16 protein-coding genes are annotated in these 17051 nt (G+C 75.0%); 5 read left to right on the plus strand and 11 right to left on the minus strand.

The features are described from left to right. Positions 1–57 precede the first annotated feature (57 nt). The 5 genes from OSR43_RS16155 to OSR43_RS16175 are packed head-to-tail and all read right to left on the minus strand — an operon-like array spanning position 58 to position 4200. On the minus strand, positions 58–1158 hold the full coding sequence (locus OSR43_RS16155; protein WP_302267682.1) for an acyltransferase family protein: 1101 nt from the start codon (positions 1156–1158) through the stop codon (positions 58–60). 59 nt (positions 1159–1217) lie between these two features. Continuing rightward, on the minus strand, positions 1218–2246 hold the full coding sequence (locus OSR43_RS16160) for an SIS domain-containing protein (protein WP_302267683.1): 1029 nt from the start codon (positions 2244–2246) through the stop codon (positions 1218–1220). Positions 2247–2250: 4 nt separating this feature from the next. Then, positions 2251–2430, minus strand: a complete 180-nt coding sequence (locus OSR43_RS16165) for a Trm112 family protein (RefSeq protein WP_302267684.1) — start codon at positions 2428–2430, stop codon at positions 2251–2253. Further along, positions 2430–3818, minus strand: coding sequence for a phosphomannomutase/phosphoglucomutase (locus OSR43_RS16170; RefSeq protein WP_302267685.1), 1389 nt, complete (start codon positions 3816–3818; stop codon positions 2430–2432). The genes OSR43_RS16165 and OSR43_RS16170 overlap by 1 nt, the downstream gene beginning before the upstream one ends. A 19-nt stretch (positions 3819–3837) precedes the next feature. Next, a complete protein-coding gene (locus OSR43_RS16175) occupies positions 3838–4200 on the minus strand; it encodes a DUF3499 domain-containing protein (protein ID WP_302267686.1) in 363 nt (120 codons plus the stop codon). Positions 4201–4248: 48 nt separating this feature from the next. Here OSR43_RS16175 and OSR43_RS16180 point away from each other — a divergent pair, with 48 nt between their 5' ends. Continuing rightward, a complete protein-coding gene (locus tag OSR43_RS16180) occupies positions 4249–4683 on the plus strand; it encodes a metallopeptidase family protein (protein ID WP_302267687.1) in 435 nt (144 codons plus the stop codon). Here the strand turns inward: OSR43_RS16180 and OSR43_RS16185 are convergent. The 3 genes from OSR43_RS16185 to OSR43_RS16195 all read right to left on the minus strand — a co-directional run bounded on the left by OSR43_RS16185 (position 4680) and on the right by OSR43_RS16195 (position 9347). Further along, entirely contained in the window at positions 4680–6077 is a 1398-nt protein-coding gene (locus tag OSR43_RS16185) for a DUF5719 family protein (RefSeq protein ID WP_302267688.1), read from the minus strand. The genes OSR43_RS16180 and OSR43_RS16185 overlap by 4 nt on opposite strands. Further along, positions 6074–8920, minus strand: coding sequence for a glycosyltransferase family 2 protein (locus OSR43_RS16190; RefSeq protein WP_302267689.1), 2847 nt, complete (start codon positions 8918–8920; stop codon positions 6074–6076). Before OSR43_RS16190 ends, OSR43_RS16185 begins: the two co-directional genes overlap by 4 nt. A gap of 139 nt (positions 8921–9059) precedes the next feature. Further along, positions 9060–9347, minus strand: coding sequence for a WhiB family transcriptional regulator (locus tag OSR43_RS16195; protein WP_302267690.1), 288 nt, complete (start codon positions 9345–9347; stop codon positions 9060–9062). A gap of 219 nt (positions 9348–9566) precedes the next feature. Here OSR43_RS16195 and cofD point away from each other — a divergent pair, with 219 nt between their 5' ends. Genes cofD through OSR43_RS16210 form a run of 3 tightly spaced genes read left to right on the plus strand, consistent with a single transcriptional unit; the run spans position 9567 to position 12369 of the window. Next, positions 9567–10583 (plus strand): 2-phospho-L-lactate transferase, encoded by a 1017-nt coding sequence (gene cofD / locus OSR43_RS16200; RefSeq protein ID WP_302267691.1) that lies wholly within the window; start codon positions 9567–9569, stop codon positions 10581–10583. Between the two features lie 4 nt (positions 10584–10587). Next, positions 10588–11562, plus strand: a complete 975-nt coding sequence (gene cofE / locus OSR43_RS16205; RefSeq protein WP_302267693.1) for a coenzyme F420-0:L-glutamate ligase — start codon at positions 10588–10590, stop codon at positions 11560–11562. A 51-nt stretch (positions 11563–11613) separates the two neighbouring features. Continuing rightward, a complete protein-coding gene (locus tag OSR43_RS16210; protein WP_302267695.1) occupies positions 11614–12369 on the plus strand; it encodes a DUF3105 domain-containing protein in 756 nt (251 codons plus the stop codon). A gap of 85 nt (positions 12370–12454) precedes the next feature. Here OSR43_RS16210 and OSR43_RS16215 read toward each other — a convergent pair whose 3' ends face one another. Beyond that, positions 12455–12676 (minus strand): hypothetical protein, encoded by a 222-nt coding sequence (locus OSR43_RS16215; protein WP_302267697.1) that lies wholly within the window; start codon positions 12674–12676, stop codon positions 12455–12457. 44 nt (positions 12677–12720) lie between these two features. Beyond that, positions 12721–13866 (minus strand): mannose-1-phosphate guanylyltransferase, encoded by a 1146-nt coding sequence (locus OSR43_RS16220; RefSeq protein ID WP_302267698.1) that lies wholly within the window; start codon positions 13864–13866, stop codon positions 12721–12723. A gap of 43 nt (positions 13867–13909) precedes the next feature. Between OSR43_RS16220 and OSR43_RS16225 the strand changes: the two genes are divergently transcribed. Further along, complete coding sequence (locus tag OSR43_RS16225) at positions 13910–14632, plus strand: TIGR03089 family protein (RefSeq protein WP_302267699.1); 723 nt, start codon at positions 13910–13912, stop codon at positions 14630–14632. Between the two features lie 46 nt (positions 14633–14678). Here OSR43_RS16225 and OSR43_RS16230 read toward each other — a convergent pair whose 3' ends face one another. Beyond that, complete coding sequence (locus OSR43_RS16230) at positions 14679–16805, minus strand: N-acetylmuramoyl-L-alanine amidase (protein WP_302267701.1); 2127 nt, start codon at positions 16803–16805, stop codon at positions 14679–14681. Between the last annotated feature and the right edge of the window lie 246 nt (positions 16806–17051).

Raw genomic sequence — 17051 nt, forward strand, 5'->3', positions numbered from 1 at the left:
GCGGTCACTCCTGCGGTCGTCACGGTTGTCGGCACGGCGCGCGACACGGCCTGAACCCTAGCGGCGGCCCGCCGCCGCCCGGCGGGCCTCGTCCTCGGCGCGCTCCTCGGCGGCCTCCTGGACCGCCCCGGCCAGCACGTCGGCCTCGACGGTCGCGTCGCGCAGCCCGTGGGCGTGGTCGACCCGCTGCTCGGCGAAGCCGAACGGGTCGACCAGGTGCTGCAGCCGCGAGGACACCGGCTCCCAGGCGAGCAGGAGGCTGAGCCCGACGGCAGCCGCCGACGTGACGAGGATGGACAGGGCGTAGTGGTCCACGGCCCACTCGGGGAACCCGGCGTACTCCGCGCCCTTCACGAAGAAGCCGTGGAAGAGGTAGACGACCAGCGTCGCGGCGCCCATCCGGGCGAACCAGCCGCCGACGCGGGGGACGAGCGCGAGGAACGCCCACGCACCCAGGGTGCCCAGGACCAGCAGGCAGGCCCGGGTCAGGAACGCCTGGGAGTCGCTGACGTCGAGGTCCTCGTAGCGGGCCCGGTAGTACAGCCACTCCGTGCCGGCCCAGTCGTCGGTGCGCGAGGTCAGCACCCAGATCGCGGCGAGGACCAGCACGGCGCTCACCCGGACCCAGCGGGCGCGCAGCCGCTCGAGCCGCTCGGGGGTCGCCTTGAGGCCCATCACGAAGAACGGCAGGAGGCCCAGCACCCGGGCCATGTCGAGGGTGTCCCCCGCGTAGAGCCCGGCCACGATGCTGACCGCGACGGCGACCGCGAGCCCGCCCCACATCGGCCGGAACACCGGGGTCAGCAGGCGCCAGAAGAACAGTGCGGCGAGGTACCACATCGGCCAGTGCGGATCGCGCCAGAGGTCCTCGATCTGCTCGCCGCCCACGAGGATCCGGAAGGCCGCGATCGCCGCCTCGAACACGACGTAGGGCACCGCGACCGTGCGGACGAGCTGCCACATGCGCGCGCGGGTGTAGGTGAAGGAGCGCGAGAGGTACCCGGTGACGAAGACGAACGCCGGCACGTGCCAGGCGTAGAGGAAGTCGTAGCCGTGCCCGACGAGGTCGGTGTCGGGCAGCAGCACCCAGGAGTGGCCGAGCACCACCAGGGTGACCAGGGCCATCTTGGCGTTGTCGAACCAGGGATCACGCTGCACCCCGGTGCGGTGCCCGGGGCCCAGCGGCCGTACACGTGACCGACCGGTCACATGCGTGCTCAGTCGTCGACGAGCCCGAGCCGGAGGTACTCCGCGGCCCAGGTGCCCTGCAGGAGGAGCGAGGCGTACCGCGCGACGTCACTGGGGGCCTCGGTGGTGAGGGTCTCCACGCGTACGCCGCGCGAGGCGGCGGCGTCCTCGAGCCGACGCCGGTGCTCGCCGAGGACGGGCTCCTCGTTGCCGTCGTCGAGCACGAGCAGCGTCGGGCGGAGCTCGCCGCCGCCCTCGGCGAAGGGGTCGTCGAAGACGTCGCGCGGGCGGGTGGCCTCGATGACCGGCAGCACCTGCTCGACGTCGCCGGCGAGGGCGGTGCGGCCGCTGGCGCGGCGGACCGACTCGGCGACGCGCCGCGCCGCGCGGGCCGCGAGCACCGAGCCGCCCCAGACCAGCGGGTTGGCGTCGGCCAGCGCGATCGCGAGCATCTTGGCGGGGTTGATCGAGAGGTCGCGGTACGGCGAGCAGGCGATCGCGACCTCGTCGAGGGCGGTCGCCACGACCTCGGGGTCGGCGCTCGGACCGAGCGCCACCTGGTCGAGGAAGGAGAGCACCACCGTGGCCGTGGCGAGCTGGTCCTGCGTGGCGATCGGGAAGATCGTGCTCCACCGGCCCGCCGCGTGGTCGGCGACCATCGAGGTGGGCGGGCAGGCGACGACCACCTGGCAGCCGCGGCGCACCGCCTCGGCGACGGCCGACGCGGTCCCGGCGTCGGCGCCGTCGGGGGCCAACACGACGACGAGGTCCAGCGAGCCCGCCCAGCCCGGCAGCGTCGGCCCGGGCCAGGCCACGAACGGCACCGGGCACCAGGGCTCGAGCACCGCCCGCAGCAGGCGGGAGTCGGGGCCGGCGGCGATGATCGCGCGCGGCCGGGCCTGGCCCTCGAGCCTGCCCACCGCCTCCCGGATCGCGTCCGCGGCGTCGATGCACTCCCGGCGCACGCGCGAGCCGGACTCGGCGAGCGTGCGGAACCGCAGGTCGGCCGCGCCGATCGCGGTCTCGTCGTCCAGGCGGGACTCGTCGAACCAGGTCATGGCCTCAGGGCTTCCGGGCCTCGTCGACGAGCAGGACCGGGATGTCGTCGCGGACGGGGTAGGCGTAGCCGCACTCCCCCTGGCAGACGAGCTCGTCGCCCTGGTCCTGGCCCGGCACCGGGAGCAGGTCCCCGTGGCAGTTCGGGCAGACGATGATGTCCAGCAGCCCCTGGTCGATGTTCATCAGCTCTCCTGGCGGATCGTCGTGAGGACCTCGTCGCGGATCGCGGCCATGGTGGCCTCGTCCCGGCCCTCGGCGTTGAGGCGGAGCAGCGGCTCGGTGTTCGAGGGCCGCACGTTGAAGGTCCAGTCGGCGTGGCTGACGGTCAGCCCGTCGAGCCGGTCGGTCGTGACGCCGTCGCGCGCGGCGTACTGCCGCTCGATGCGGGCGACGGCGGCCTGCTGGTCGGCGACGGTGGAGTTGATCTCGCCGCTGACCGGGTAGCGCTCGTACTCCGCGAGCAGCTCGGACAGGGGGACGTCGGCGCCGGCGAGCGCCGCGAGGGCGTGCAGCGCCGCAAGCATGCCGGAGTCGGCGCGCCAGAAGTCGCGGAAGTAGAAGTGGCCGCTGTGCTCGCCGCCGAAGACCGCGTCGGTCTCGGCCATCCGCGCCTTGATGTAGGAGTGGCCGACCCGGGTCCGGACCGGCGTGCCACCGAGCTCGGTGACCAGCTCGGGGACCGCCCGGCTGGTGATCAGGTTGTGGATGATCGTCGCGCCGGGCTCCTTGGCCAGCTCGCGCGCCGCGATCAGCGCGGTCAGGGTCGACGGGGAGACGTTGCGCCCGGTCTCGTCGACGAGGAAGCAGCGGTCGGCGTCGCCGTCGAAGGCCAGGCCGATGTCGGCACCGGTCTCGACGACCTTCGCCTGCAGGTCGCGCAGGTTCTCCGCCTCGATCGGGTTCGCCTCGTGGTTCGGGAAGGTGCCGTCGAGGTCGAAGTACATCGGGACGAGCTCGACCCGGTCGCTGCCCAGGCGCTCGAAGACCGCCGGCGCGGTGTGCCCGGCCATGCCGTTGCCGGCGTCGACGACGACCTTCAGCCGTCGGCCGCTCACCGGGGCGAGGGAGAGCAGGTGGTCGGCGTACGCCGCGAGGACGTCCTGCTCGGTCACGGTGCCGGTCCGGGCGCCCTCGGCCGGCGTGGCGGACGGCACGCCGCCGGCCACGAGGTCGCGGATCTCGGCCAGCCCGGTCTCCATGCCGATCGGCTGGGCGTGGGCGCGGCACATCTTGATGCCGTTGTACCGCGCGGGGTTGTGGCTCGCGGTGAACATCGCTCCGGGGACGCCGAGGTGCCCGGAGGCGAAGTAGAGCTGGTCGGTCGAGGCGAGACCGATCATCACCACGTCCGCACCGGCCGCCGTCGCACCCTCGGCGAAGGCCCGCGCCATCCCGGGGCTGCTGGGCCGCATGTCGTGCCCCACGACGACCGTCCCCGCGCCGACGACCTGCACGTAGGCGCGGCCCGTCGCGCGGGCGAGCTCGTCGTCGAGCTGGTCGGGGACGGTGCCGCGCACGTCGTACGCCTTGAAGATCGCGGCGACGTTCGCGGCGTCGAGGGTGTCGGGCATGGGCCAGACAGTAACGAGGTCAGTCGGTGGAGAGCACGCGGAGGTGGCCGCGCCGCCCGCGCTCGCGGACGTTCTCCTCCGCGGGTGGCAGCCGCACCACCTGCTGCACCGGGCGGGCGGCCTCGCGGACCGCGTCGGCGAGGGCGAGCAGGTCGTCGGTCGAGGGCCCCTGGGCCGCCTGGTCGCGCACCAGCCGCAGGACCTCCCAGCCCCGCGGGGCCGAGAGCCGCTCGCTGTGGACCTCGCACAGGTCGTAGGCGTGCGGCTCGGCGTACGTCGCCAGCGGGCCGAGCACGGCGGTCTGGTCGGCGTAGACGTAGGTGAGCGTGCTGGTCGCGGGACGGCCGCACGCGGTGCGCGAACAGCGACGGGCGGGACTCACGAGCAGACCGTACCCCTCGGCCCCGACCGCCCGGCTTAGGCTCGCGGCATGACCGACCGCGCTCCCGGGCCCCGCCGCCGCGACCGGCGCGGGCGCGGCATGCGCGGCCCCGGGGTGCTCCCCCGGACCCCCGGGCGGCCCGAGACGCGCACCCGTCGCGAGCGCTTCGACGACCTGGTGCTCGCCGTGGTCACCGAGGTCGACGCCCAGTGGGCCGACCGCCTCGGCACCGTCGAGTACGCCGTCGAGGACACCCCTGACCTCCCCGACGACTGGGACCCCACGGAGATCCCCCTCGGCTCCGCCGTCCGCGGCACCGGCGGCGAGCCCTCGCGGGTCGTCGTGTTCCGCCGGCCGATCGAGCGACGCGCGGAGTCCCGCTCCGAGCTCGACGTGCTCGTGCTGACGGTGGTCGTCGAGCAGGTGGCCGACCTGCTCAACGTCGAGCCCCAGGTCATCGACCCGCGCTACGAGTCCGACTAGGGCAGCCCGGGGCGCACGGCGGGGACGAGCCCGGAGCGCACCAGCTCGTGGAGGCGTACGACGCCGGCACCGCCGGTCGCGGCGACGACCGCCCCGACGACCGGCGTGCGGTCGGGGGTGACCGTCAGGTGCACCGCCCGCGCCGGCAGGCCGAGGACGAACCCGCGGTCCGGCGCGACCTCCACCCGCTTCGAGGCCAGCTCCTCGCCCGCGGCGTCCCGGGCGACCACCTCGACCACGCCGGTGGAGGTGGCCCCGGACAGCACCAGCCGCTTGCGGCCCGGCGGCACGACCGCGACGGTCGGCTCCGTGACCGGCTCGGAGGGCACCGCGTGGGCGAGGTCGCCCCCGACGAAGGACCGCAGCGTCGCGGTGACCGGGCCGGTGGCCTCGACGACCAGCCCAAGCGCCCCGTCCCCGACCAGCGGCCCGAGGGTGGCGCCGAGCTGGACGCGCGCGACGCTCTGCGGCGCGATGCGCACCTCCTCGAGCCCTTCCGGTGCGAAGACCGAGCGCTCGTCGACCACCCGGAGCCCGGCCCGGACTTCGGAGTCGCCGTGGTTGGCCAGCACGAGGGTCCGCCTCCCGGACCCGACGGGCAGGCCCAGCAGCGTGAGCGCGGTGGCCGGCTCGGCCTGCGGCGGAAGGAAGTCCTCGGCCCGGGGCCCAGCGCCGAGCTCGTCGACGCGGTCCAGCACCGCGGAGAAGACGCGGCCCCGCTGCGTGGTGACGTGCAGCGAGAGCTCGTCGCGCCGGGGCACCACCTCGCCGAGGTCGAGCCGCACGCTGCTCCCGCCCGGCACCGCGACACCGCGCAGCGCGGGGGCGTCGACGAGGCCGGACCGACCGGTGACGACGACGTCGGCGACGGCCGGGCCGTTGTCGGGGTTGACCAGCTCCAGCACCGAGGAGTGCCCGGTCCCGGCGCCGACACCGGTGAACCACTGCTCGGGCGCGGGGGCGGCGCACTCCGCGACCCGCAGCGGGCGCTCGTCGTACCGCCCGGCCACGAGTCCCGGGGCGAGGTCGTCCTCGGCGCGCACGACGACCGGTTCGTCGTCGGCGCCGGGCGCCGTCGCGACGGCGCCCTCGGCGACGTCCACCTCCTGCTGGCGGCCGTCGGGGCCCAGCCCGACGGTGACCGTGCCGGCGCTGCCGGAGGCCGTCGTGACCAGGGTCGGCGCGGCGGCCGCGGGGCAGACCACCGAGGCCGCACCGAGGGCGGTCTCGGTGGGCGCCGTGTCCGGCTGCGACGGCGCCTCGGTGCGGGTCAGCAGCACCGCCCCGCCGGTCAGCAGAGGGAGCAGCACGGCGAGGACGACGGTGACGTCGAGCGCCACGCGGCGCGAGGCCCCCGGGGTGGACCGGGTGGCCCGGCGCGAGGGCGTGCTCATCGGCGCCTCCGCTCGGTCGCCCGCTCGGTCGTCGGGGCGCACAGGACGAGGACCCACACCAGCCCGACGCCCTGCACGAGGAGCAGCGCGGTGCGCAGCCACGAGCGCGGCCCGTCGAGCGCGTCGTCGGACAGCGGCCGGTCGACCTGCCAGGCCCGGGTGCCGGGGTCGGCCGCGCTGGCCTGGACGAGGCCGCCGGTGGCGTCGAGCAGGGAAGCCACCGAGCCGTCGGCGGGGGCCGGGAGCACGACGTACTCGATCCCGCGGTCCGCGAGCTCGGTCACCAGCGCCGGCGTGGGCCGCGAGGCCAGCTGCTGGACGTCGCGGGTGAGGTCGGTGTCCTCGGGTGCGAGGGCGAGGACCTCGTCCTCGCCGAGCGTGACGCCGTCGCCGCGCCGGACGACCCAGGTCAGCCCGTCCTCGACGGAGCCGCGGACCACCAGGATGCCGTGGTCGTCGCCCTCGGTGGCGGCCTGGACCATGTACGCCGGGATGCCGGACCGTGGGTCCTCGTCGAACGAGGCGTCGGCGCCGGCGACGAACCACACGAGGCCGCCGAGCGGGACGACCGCCGCGACGACGGCGAGCACGGCGGCGAGGCGTCGCGGTGCGCCCTGCCCGCCGAGGACAGCGGCGACGACGAACGCGCCCTGGAGGACGACCACGAGGAAGCCGAGCGCGGGGCCGGTGGAGACCGACGGCAGCGAGAGCGTGACGGTGCCGAGCAGGGCGGCCACCGCGGCGGCCACGGCTGCGACGATCCAGCACACCAGGACCGGGATCCGCGTCGCCCGCGGGACGAGCGCGGCGACGGCGAGGACCGCGACCACGACGCCGAGCCACCACGGCGCCCCGAGGTCGCCGAGCCGGCCGGCGACCAGGTCGAGCGGGTCGACGGTCGGCACGGGGAGCCGGCCGGGCTCGAGGAGCAGCCCCGCGGCCGCGCGCTCGAGCAGGCTCGGCAGCCACCACGGCGCCAGGAGCAGCAGCGGGACGCCGAGCGCCACCAGCGGCGGGGCCCAGACCGAGCGGTCGCGCAGGCCGCCGCGCACGACGGCGTACGACGCGGCCAGGACGACCGCCCCGAGCAGCACCGCGAACGGCCACGCCACCGGGGCGAAGGCGGTGGTCAGCGCGAGCAGCACCCCGGTGCGCCAGGCGGCGCGCCAGCGGCGGTCCGGCTCGGGGTCGGCGAAGCCCAGGGCCGCGTGGGCCAGCCAGGGCAGCACCGCGACGGCGACGACGGGACCGAGCCGGCCGTCGCCCCAGGCGCCGCTGGTCACGGCCACCAGCGACCAGGTCGCCGACCCCCACAGCAGCAGCCAGCGGGGCGCGCCCTGCGGCGAGACGAAGCGCCCGACCACCCGCAGCAGGCGCCACGCGCCCCAGAGCGCGACGGGCGCGGACAGCACGAGCAGCGCGCTGACCGCGGTCGTGGTGCCGAGGACGGTGCCCAGCAGCGCGAGCGGGAGGAGGTACGGCGGGGCCGGCACGCCGGTCCCCTGGCCGAGCGGGTGCCAGTGCTCGACGTGCAGCCGCCACCAGTCCCCGACGGCGGCCGGCACCGGGGAGAGCCCGCCGCCGACGACCGCGCCGTACGCCTCGCGCGCGCCCACGAGCAGGGCGACCACGAGCACGGCGAGCGCGACCGCCACGGGGTTGGTGAGGAAGCGGGCCACCACGCCGGTGTCGGCGTACTCCTCGTCCTCGTCGAGCACCTGGCGGCGCGCGGCCATCGAGGAGGGGTCGTGCCGGGCCTGGGCGGCGCGCCGGCGCTCGGCCACGTCGGCCGCCTGGTTGGTGGCCGCGGCGGCGAGGTCGCTGACGAAGTCCAGGCCGTGCCGGTAGGGCAGCCACGCGGGCGCGAGCAGGCGCCGTACGTCGGCGGGCTCACGGACCTGCCGCTGCTGCCGCTCGCGGCGGGCGGCGTGGACCTCACGGGGGCTGGAGACGATGGAGACCAGCGCGGCCAGCTCGTCGAGCGCCTCGCCGACGGAGCGGACGAGCAGGAAGCCGATCACGCGCAGCACGGTCCCGAGCGTGAGCCGCACCAGCTGGAAGGGCAGCGTGCGCGCGCGGGAGTTGGCCAGCAGCGTGTAGAGCGCCGCCCGGCGCTCCTGGTAGTGGGTGTGCCGGCCGGTCAGCGGCGTGCGCCGGATCCCGCGGTGGGCCGCCTCGGCGTGGAAGACGACCGCCTGCGGCACCACGAGGGTGCGGTGGCCGGCGGTCGCGGCCCGCCAGCCGAAGTCCACGTCGTTGCCGAAGATCGGCAGCTGGCGGTCGAACCCGTCGAGCTCCTCCAGCACGCGGCGACGCACGAGCATGCCGGCGGTGTTGACCGCGAGCACGGTGCGGACCTCGTCGTGCTGGCCCTGGTCGTACTCGCCGCGCTCGAGGCCGGTCTCGCGCCGGCCCGTGCCCGAGATGGTGACGCCCAGCTCGAGGAGCCGGCGCAGCGAGGGCCACTCGCGCAGCTTGGGACCGAGCACGTCGGCCTCGGGATCGGCCGCGGCGGCGGCGAGGAGCGCCTCCAGCGCGCCGGGGTCGGGGTTGCTGTCGTCGTGCAGCAACCAGACCCACTCGGCGTCGGGCGACCGGTCCAGACCGATCCGCACCGCCGCGGGGTACGACGTGGCGCCGGTGACCCGCTCGACCCCGCCGACCAGGAGGTCGCCGAGCGCGGACTCGACCAGGTCGGCGCTGCCGTCCTTGCTGCCGGTGTCGACCGCGACGACCGCGTCGACGGGGCAGGTCTGGCCGCGGAGCCCCTCGAGGACCGCCGGCAGCCACCGCGCTCCGTCGTGGCTGACGAGCAGCGCGACGACCGGACCGGGAGCAGACACGTCGGAAGACCCTACGGGGGTCCCTCCCCCGTTCTCCAATGACGGCGCCCACCGGCGGCGCGGGTGACCGGGCCTGGTGGGCGGTGCGGGAGGTGCTGGAAAAGAAGGACCCCGGCCGTTCCCGACCGGGGTTCCCTTCTCAGACGGCGCTCTTCTTCAGCTTGCGGCGCTCCCTCTCGGAGAGACCGCCCCAGATGCCAAAGCGCTCGTCGTTCATCAGTGCGGACTCCAGACACTCGGTCCGCACCTCGCAGGTGAGGCAGACCTTCTTGGCCTCCCTCGTCGATCCACCCTTCTCGGGGAAGAACGCCTCGGGGTCGGTCTGAGCGCACAGCGCGCGCTCCTGCCAACCCGCATCTTCGGCGTCTCCGTCGAGGAGAAAGAGTTCTCTCACGGCACTCGCCCTTTCGACCCGGTGATGCTGCATGTGTCCCACTCGAACAACACTGTGGGAATTACATGCCTGTCGTACCCCTGCGGTCAAGCCCGCATCTGCTATGGGCGCCGTTCGCGGCCACAATGACCCGAACGGACCACGGGTACCCCGGCGTGTCGCCGCGGAGCGTCCCCCGGCGTGTCGCGGGGCCGGGCGTCCGCGAGCCGGGGCGCGGGCCGGGGGCCGGGGGCGGCACGCGATGATGGCTCCATGATCAGGGACATCACCGTCCTGGCCGGGGGCACCGGCGGGGCCCGGTTCCTCCAGGGCCTCCTCCACGGCATCGAGGTGGGCACGCTCCCGGGCGTCGCGCCCGAAGCCGTCGTGACCGTGGTGGCCAACACCGCCGACGACATCTGGGTGCACGGCCTCAAGGTCTGCCCCGACCTCGACACCGTGATGTACACCCTCGGCGACGGCATCGACCCCGTCCGCCGCTGGGGCCGGCGCGAGGAGACGTGGAGCGTCCGGACCGAGCTGGCCGAGTACGGCGTGGAGCCGACCTGGTTCGGGCTCGGCGACCGCGACGTCGCCACCCACCTGGTCCGCACCCAGATGCTCGAGGCCGGCTTCCCGCTCTCGCAGGTCACCACCGCCCTGTGCCGGCGCTGGCTCGCCCCGACGTACGGCGACCGGGTGCGGCTGCTCCCGATGACCGACGACCGGGTCGAGACCCACGTCGCGATCACCGACGAGGAGAGCCCGAGCGGCCGCCGGGTGGTCCACTTCCAGGAGTACTGGGTCCGCCTCCGGGCCTCGGTCCCCGCCGAGACCGTGGTCTTCGTCGGCCTCGAGCAGGCGACCCCTGGCCCGGGTGTCCTCGACGCGATCTCCGGCGCCGACCTGGTCGTGCTCCCGCCGTCGAACCCGGTCGTCTCCGTCGGCACGATCCTCGGCGTGCCCGACGTCCGCGACGTCCTGCGGGTGACGAAGGCCCCCGTCGTCGGGATCTCCCCCATCGTCGGGCCTAGCCACGTCCACGGCATGGCCGAGCAGATGCTGACCTCGATCGGTGTCGAGGTCAGCGCCGCGGCGGTCGGGCTGCACTACGGCGCACGCTCGGCCGGCGGGGTCCTCGACGGCTGGCTGGTCGACGAGGGCGACGCCGCCCAGGTCGCCCGGGTGCGCGAGGGCGGCGTCGCCTGCGCCGCGGTGCCGCTGATGATGACCGACCACGACGCCACCGCCGCGATGGCCGCGGCCGCCGTCGGGCTCGTCACCGGGTGAGCGCGTGATCACCGTCGAGGCGCCCGACGGCGTCGGTGAGGTGCGCGCCGGGGACGACCTCGCTGCGCTGGTGCTGCCGCTGGTCGACCTGGCCGACGGCGACGTGCTCGTCGTGACCAGCAAGGTGGTCAGCAAGGCCGAGGGCCGCGTCGTGAGCGGCACGACGCGCGAGGAGCAGCTCGCGGCCGAGACGGTCCGCGTGGTCGCCCGCCGCGGGCCCACCACCATCGTGCGCACCCGGCACGGGCTCACCATGGCCGCCGCCGGGATCGACGCCAGCAACGTCGAGGTCGGCTCGGTCGTGCTGCTCCCGCTCGACCCCGACGCCTCCGCCCGGGCCCTGCGCGCCACGCTGCTGGAGCGGACCGGCCGCAACGTCGGCGTCGTGGTCACCGACACCGCCGGCCGCGCCTGGCGGGAGGGCCAGACCGACATCGCGGTCGGCGCCGCCGGGCTGCTGGTCGCCGAGGACTTCGGTGGCCGGGTCGACGCCCACGGCAACCCGCTGGTGGTGACCGCGCCGGCCGTCGCCGACGAGATCGCCGGCGTGGCCGAGCTGGCCTCGGGCAAGCTCGGCGCCCGGCCCTTCGCGGTCGTCCGCGGCCGCGCCGACCTGGTGCTGCCGCCCGGCGAGGACGGGCCCGGCGCCCGCGCGCTGGTGCGGCCGGAGGGCGGCGACCTGTTCGGGTACGGCGCCCGCGAGGCCGTCGTGCGCGCGCTGCTCGGCGACCCGGCCGACCAGGCGCCGTTCGGCGCTCCCGTCGCGGCCGAGGACCTCGCCGACGTGGTCCGTCGCGTGCTCGGCGTCGAGGCGAGGCAGGAAGCCACCGACGAGGCGCAGGTCCTGGTCGTCCGCACCGGGCGCCTCGAGGCGCTGGCCGCGCTCGCCTTCGCCCACGGGTGGGCCCTGGCGCCGGCGACCGCGGCGGGGCCGTCCGGTTCCGCCGCCGAGGCACGGCTGCGCCCAGCGACGACCTAGACTCGGCCGCGCATCCCTGCCCGCCGTACCCACCGCGAGGAAATCCGAACCGTGGCCAAGCCCGCCAAGTCCGACCGCCAAGCGGTCATCGACCAGATCCGCAAGAAGCAGAAGGGCGCCGACAAGCGCCGGGGCTTCGCGATCGTCGGTGTCTGCGCGCTGGTCGCCGTCCTGCTCATCGGTGCCGCGGCGTTCAAGCCCGTCAAGGACTGGTGGGACCTGCGCAAGTTCAACGACATCGACGTCGCCTCCATCGGCGCCCCGGCGTCGGCCTGCCAGAAGATCACCACCCAGAAGGCGACCGGCAACCAGGAGCACGTCCCCACCGGCACGCCGGTGGAGTACGACCACGCCCCGCCGGCGTACGGCGCCCACTGGAACGAGGCGAACGTCGCGCCGGACCCGATGGAGCGCAAGCTCTACACCGCCGACGACCGACCCGAGGTCGAGGCGCTCGTGCACAACCTCGAGCACGGCTACACGATCCTCTGGTACGACGAGACCGCCGCCGCGGACGACGCGATGATGGACGACATCCGGGGCCTCGCCACCAAGTTCAAGGGCACCTCGAACCTGCGCCTGAAGTTCAAGGCCGTCCCGTGGACCGAGGAGGACGGCGAGCCGTTCCCCGAGGGCCAGCACATCGCCTACACCCACTGGTCGATCGGCGGCGCCGACAAGGACGTCTCCGACACCTCCACCCAGGTGGGCGTCTGGCAGTACTGCTCCGAGCCGTCCGGCGAGGCGCTCGAGGACTTCATGATCGAGTACCCCTACATGGACTCCCCCGAGCCCAACGCCGGGTGACCTGACCCCGGCGAACCGGCTCCGACGACGACGGGCCGCCCTCCATCACGGAGGGCGGCCCGTCGTCATGAAGGGACTGGGGACGTCAGAGCTTGGACATCCGGGTGAACGGCGCCGGCACCCGGATGTTGGTGGAGCCGAAGTCCACGATCACCGCGGCGGAGTCGACGGCGACCACGCGGCCGAGCCCGTGCGCGTCGTGGGAGACGCGGTCGTCGACGTCGTACTGCTCGACGACCAGCTCGGGCTCGGGCTTGAAGGGGCTGCTGGCGAGATGGCGTGGCCGCGCCCGGTGTGAAGGTGACATCACCGCCAGTATGCGCCCCCGGGGCGTCCCGCGTGGCTTCGCGGTCAGGTCAGGTCGGTGCGCCCGGCCTCGGTGAGGCCCGTGACGACGGCCTTGACGTCCTGCGCGCGGGCCCGCGTGGTGACGAGCAGGGCGTCGGGGGTGTCCACGACGACCACGTCGTCGAGGCCGACCACGGCGACCACGCGCTCCGAGCGCGGGACCACGAGCCCGGTGCTGTCGACGGCACGGACCAGGCCCTCCTCCCCGAGCACGAGCACGCCCCGGTCCCGCTCCCGGGCCTGCCCGTCGGGGTCCCGGAGCGCGTCGAGCAGCGTGGCGAGGGAGTCGAAGTCGCCGATGTCGTCCCACCCGAACGTCGAGGGGACCGTGGCGACGCGGCCGGCGTCGGCCGCGGGCTCGGCGACGGCGTGGTCCAGCGCGATCTTCGGCAGGTCCGGCCACAGCTCGTCGAGCCGCCCCGGCTCGGCGGCGATGGCACGCAGCGCCGCGGCGAACGACGGGTGCCAGGTGGCGAGCAGGTCGAGGAGCACCGTGGGACGCACGACGAACATGCCGGCGTTCCAGCGGTAGCGACCGGTCGCGAGGTACTGCGCGGCCACCTCCGTCGAGGGCTTCTCCACGAACTCGCGCACCGCCGCGACGCCGGGGTGGCCGGGCAGCTCCTCGCCGAGGTGGACGTAGCCGAAGGCGGAGGAGGCGAACGTCGGCTCGATCCCGAGGGTGACCAGCCAGCCCTCCCGCGCGACCCGCACGGCCGTGCGCACGCAGTCCCGGAACGCCTCGGGGTCGGCGATGACGTGGTCGGCCGCGAACGAGCCCATGACGGCGTCGGGGTCCCGCCGCTCGAGGACCGCGGCGGCGAGGCCGATGGCGGCCATCGAGTCCCGGGCCGACGGCTCGGCGATGACGGCCTCCTCGGCCAGCGTCGCCAGCTGCTCGCCCACCGCGTCGCGGTGCGGCCGGCCGGTGACGACCAGGAACCGGTCCTCGGCCAGCGGCTCGAGCCGGTCGTGGGTCTCCTGCAGCAGGGAGCGGCCGCTGCCGGTGAGGTCGCGGAGGAACTTCGGCGAGGTGCGCCGCGACAGCGGCCAGAGGCGGGTCCCGGCGCCGCCGGCGGGGATCACCGCCCAGAAGCCCTCGAGCGCGGACGGGCCGGTGGACGCGGGAGCGGCGGCAGCGGAGCTCATGGGCGTGAGCCTAGGGTCCGGCCCCTGTCTAGGGTGAGGCGCTGTGACGACCTTCGCGACCGTGCTCGCCGACCTGCTCCGCAAGGAGCCGGGCCGGCCCCTGGTGACCTTCTACGACCACGCGACCGGCGAGCGGGTGGAGCTGTCGGTCACGACGTACGCCAACTGGGTCGCGAAGGTCTCCTCACTCCTCGTCGAGGAGCACGACCTGGCACGCGGCGACGCGCTGCGGGTGGACCTCCCCCCGCACTGGCTCGCCCCGGTGTTCCTCGGCGCCGCCTGGAACGCGGGCCTGGTCGTCACCGACGCCGACGACGCGGACGCGGTGGTCTGCGGTCCCGGCGGGCTCGGGCGGTGGGCCGACCGGGCGGGCGACGTGCCCGTCCTGGCCTGCTCGCTGCTGCCGCTGGGGGTGCGGTTCGCCGACCCGCTGCCGGCCGGCGTGCACGACGTCGGGGTGGAGGTGTGGTCCCAGCCGGACTCCTTCATCCCCTGGGACCCGCCGCAGGACGACGACCTCGCGCTTGCGCTCGCCGGCGACGAGGTGACCCAGGCCGCGCTCTGGAGCGCGGCCGCCGCCGGGAGTCTCCTCACCGACGGCGGCCGTCTCCTCTCGGAGGCGGACCCGGCTTCCCCACCGGGCATCGCCACCGTCACCGAGCCGCTCGCGAGGGGCGGCTCGCTGGTCCTGGTGGTCGGCGCCGACCGGGAGCGGCTCGAGGCGACGTACGCCGCCGAGCGCGCCACCGCCCGCTTCCCCGCATGACCACCGGGACCAGGTCTCCTGGGGCTGCTCTGCCTGCTCTGCCTGCTCAGCCCACCAGGTCGTAGGCGCTCGCGCCCTCGCCGAGGGGCACGCGGGCGCCGAACCCCGTCGGCGTGCCCGGCAGCAGCCAGAGCCGTCCGTCGGCCCTGCTGCGCGCGACCACGTCGGCGTGCCCGGTCAGCCCCACGTCGCTGACGCCGACCAGCCAGTCGTAGGCCGAGACGGCCAGGCCGAGCGCCCGGGGCGAGGTCAGCCCGCCCGGCCCGTTGCCCGGGTAGAGCGTGAGCTTGTTCCCCACCCGCAGCAGGCTGTCCGGAGCACCGTCGGCGTCCCAGCGGCCCACCGCGACCTGCTGGGTCGCCGAGACGCGCGAGTGCACGACGTACGACGCGGCGAGGCCCTCGAGGCCGCGGCCCGGGTAGACGCGCATCGCGCCGCCGGCGGGCTGGCCGAGGAGGTCGGGCCACCCGTCGCCGGTCATGTCGCCGGCGGCCGACAGCAGCGAGACGCCGCCGAAGCCGCTGCCGATCGGCACCGCCTTGGAGAAGTGGCCCGTGCCGTCGCCGCGCCGGAGCTTGAGCACGCCGGTGGCCTTGGTCCGCACGACCATGTCGCCGAAGCCGTCGCGGTCCCAGTCACCCACGCTGAGCAGCGCGTCGGCGCCGCGGACCCGGATGCCGGTCGGCACCGGTGCCGCCGTCGACACGGTGCCGGCCTCGTCGGCGACGAGGGGCAGGACGTAGGCCAGGCCGTCGGTCGCGTTCCGGACCAGCAGGTCGGGGTGCGGGGTGCCCACCAGGTCCGACTCGCGCTCGCGGCCGGCCCAGCCGATCTGGTCCTGCGCGGCCAGCGCGCGGATCTTGCCGAGCTTGGCGTAGAGGTAGCGGCCCGGGCAGGCGGTCGAGCCCGCGTCGCGGTGCCCGTTGATCGCGCGGAAGGACTTCTTGCCGACGACCTGGCTCGGCGAGGAGGCGTCGACGCCGTGCAGCGACAGCTTCCAGGCGAAGAGCGCGCCGTAGGCCTGGACCATCGCGCTGCTCGGCTGCTTGACGTCGAAGTTGCCGATCGCCGACATGGCGAAGGAGTTCTCGTTGTAGCCGAGGGTGTGCGCGCCGACCACCGGGCGGTCGATGCCGCCGTAGCGGCCCTCCCAGATCCGGCCGAACCGGTCGACCAGGAAGTTGTAGCCCACGTCGGACCAGCCGCGGGACTGGGTGTGGTACGCGTAGATGCTGCGGAGGATGCCCGGCACCTCGTCGCGGGTGTACTCGTTCGCGTTGACCGTGTGATGCACGAAGCCGGCGTGCACCTCGTAGTACGACGGGGCGGTCGCGCCCCGGAGCTTCTCGTTGGCGCCCCACTGCGCGCGGGAGTAGACGACCGGGCGAGGGGTGTACGCCGCCGCGCTGAGCGCCATCGCGCCGCCGGCCGTGGCGGCCGTGTCAGTCGTGTCAGTCCTGTCAGTGGCGGCCGGGGCGTCGCCGCCGGTCGCGTGCAGCGCGGGCGCCTCGCGGGTCAGGTCGTCGGCCTCGCCGGGGTCGACCACCGCGAGGCGCATGTCGTCCGGAACGCCGGCCTCCGAGCGCACGCGCACCTGCACCCGGTCGACCTCGCCGACGAGCAGCTCGTCGGTGCCGGGCCGGGCGCGCCGCGCCTCGGCGCTGTCGGGGTCGGGCCCGTGCTCGTCGTGGTAGGCCATCGCCGACCAGCCGGTCCAGGCCCCGCCGGTCTCCGTGCGGACCTGGAAGGTGATCGCGTCGTCGGCGACCTCCTCGCCGTGCTGCCAGGTGACGCCGACCGCGCCGTACCCGCGCACCGGCTGCGGCTCGGCGACCACGACGGCCTGCCGGCCCTGCACCCGGGTGCGGGCGTGCAGGGCTCCCCTGGCCAGTCGCCCGTTCGCCGGCGCGCTCAGCGCGTACTCGGTGACGACGGGGTCGACCGGCTCGGCCGGCAGCACCGACTGCTGGGCCTGCTCGGCGGCGTACGTCGAGAGCCGCCCGGTCACCGCCACGCCGTTGCTCTCGCCCAGGCCGAGGGCCGGGGTGCCCGGGGCTTCGTGGACGACGTCGAGGGTGAGGACCCGCGCTGCCGGGGTCAGGACGGCCAGCACCGCACCGAGGGCCAGCAGCTGCTGGCAACCGGTGACGAAACGGTCCTTCGACCTGGACATGACGGCCTGCTCTCGTGCGGGGGAAGTTCACACAAGGCGCAACTTTCACATGCGTCACAGGCCGACGGAAGGGTCCGTGAGTAACTACAAGGCTGTAATTTCCAGTCGACACGCCGGTGGATCCGAGATTTGTCAAGTTCACCGGAACTGGCTCAGACAACCCCGGACCGGGGTCGTCGTGGCGCGCGCGCAGGCCGCCCGGGCGCGCCGAGCGCCTCGGGACGGACGGGCCAGGACGGACCTCGA

The sequence above is a fragment of the Nocardioides sp. Arc9.136 genome (assembly GCF_030506255.1).
In the GTDB taxonomy this organism is placed as follows: Bacteria; Actinomycetota; Actinomycetes; order Propionibacteriales; family Nocardioidaceae; genus Nocardioides.

What these genes read in the sequence shown, in the direction of transcription:
- OSR43_RS16185 (WP_302267688.1), bottom strand. Translation starts at nt 6,077, where the DNA reads ATGAGCACGCCCTCGCGCCGGGCCACCCGGTCCACCCCGGGGGCCTCG.
- OSR43_RS16180 (WP_302267687.1), top strand. Translation starts at nt 4,249, where the DNA reads ATGACCGACCGCGCTCCCGGGCCCCGCCGCCGCGACCGGCGCGGGCGC.
- OSR43_RS16160 (WP_302267683.1), bottom strand. Translation starts at nt 2,246, where the DNA reads ATGACCTGGTTCGACGAGTCCCGCCTGGACGACGAGACCGCGATCGGC.
- OSR43_RS16195 (WP_302267690.1), bottom strand. Translation starts at nt 9,347, where the DNA reads ATGCAGCATCACCGGGTCGAAAGGGCGAGTGCCGTGAGAGAACTCTTT.
- OSR43_RS16170 (WP_302267685.1), bottom strand. Translation starts at nt 3,818, where the DNA reads ATGCCCGACACCCTCGACGCCGCGAACGTCGCCGCGATCTTCAAGGCG.
- cofD (WP_302267691.1), top strand. Translation starts at nt 9,567, where the DNA reads ATGATCAGGGACATCACCGTCCTGGCCGGGGGCACCGGCGGGGCCCGG.
- OSR43_RS16165 (WP_302267684.1), bottom strand. Translation starts at nt 2,430, where the DNA reads ATGAACATCGACCAGGGGCTGCTGGACATCATCGTCTGCCCGAACTGC.
- OSR43_RS16215 (WP_302267697.1), bottom strand. Translation starts at nt 12,676, where the DNA reads ATGTCACCTTCACACCGGGCGCGGCCACGCCATCTCGCCAGCAGCCCC.
- OSR43_RS16220 (WP_302267698.1), bottom strand. Translation starts at nt 13,866, where the DNA reads ATGAGCTCCGCTGCCGCCGCTCCCGCGTCCACCGGCCCGTCCGCGCTC.
- OSR43_RS16230 (WP_302267701.1), bottom strand. Translation starts at nt 16,805, where the DNA reads ATGTCCAGGTCGAAGGACCGTTTCGTCACCGGTTGCCAGCAGCTGCTG.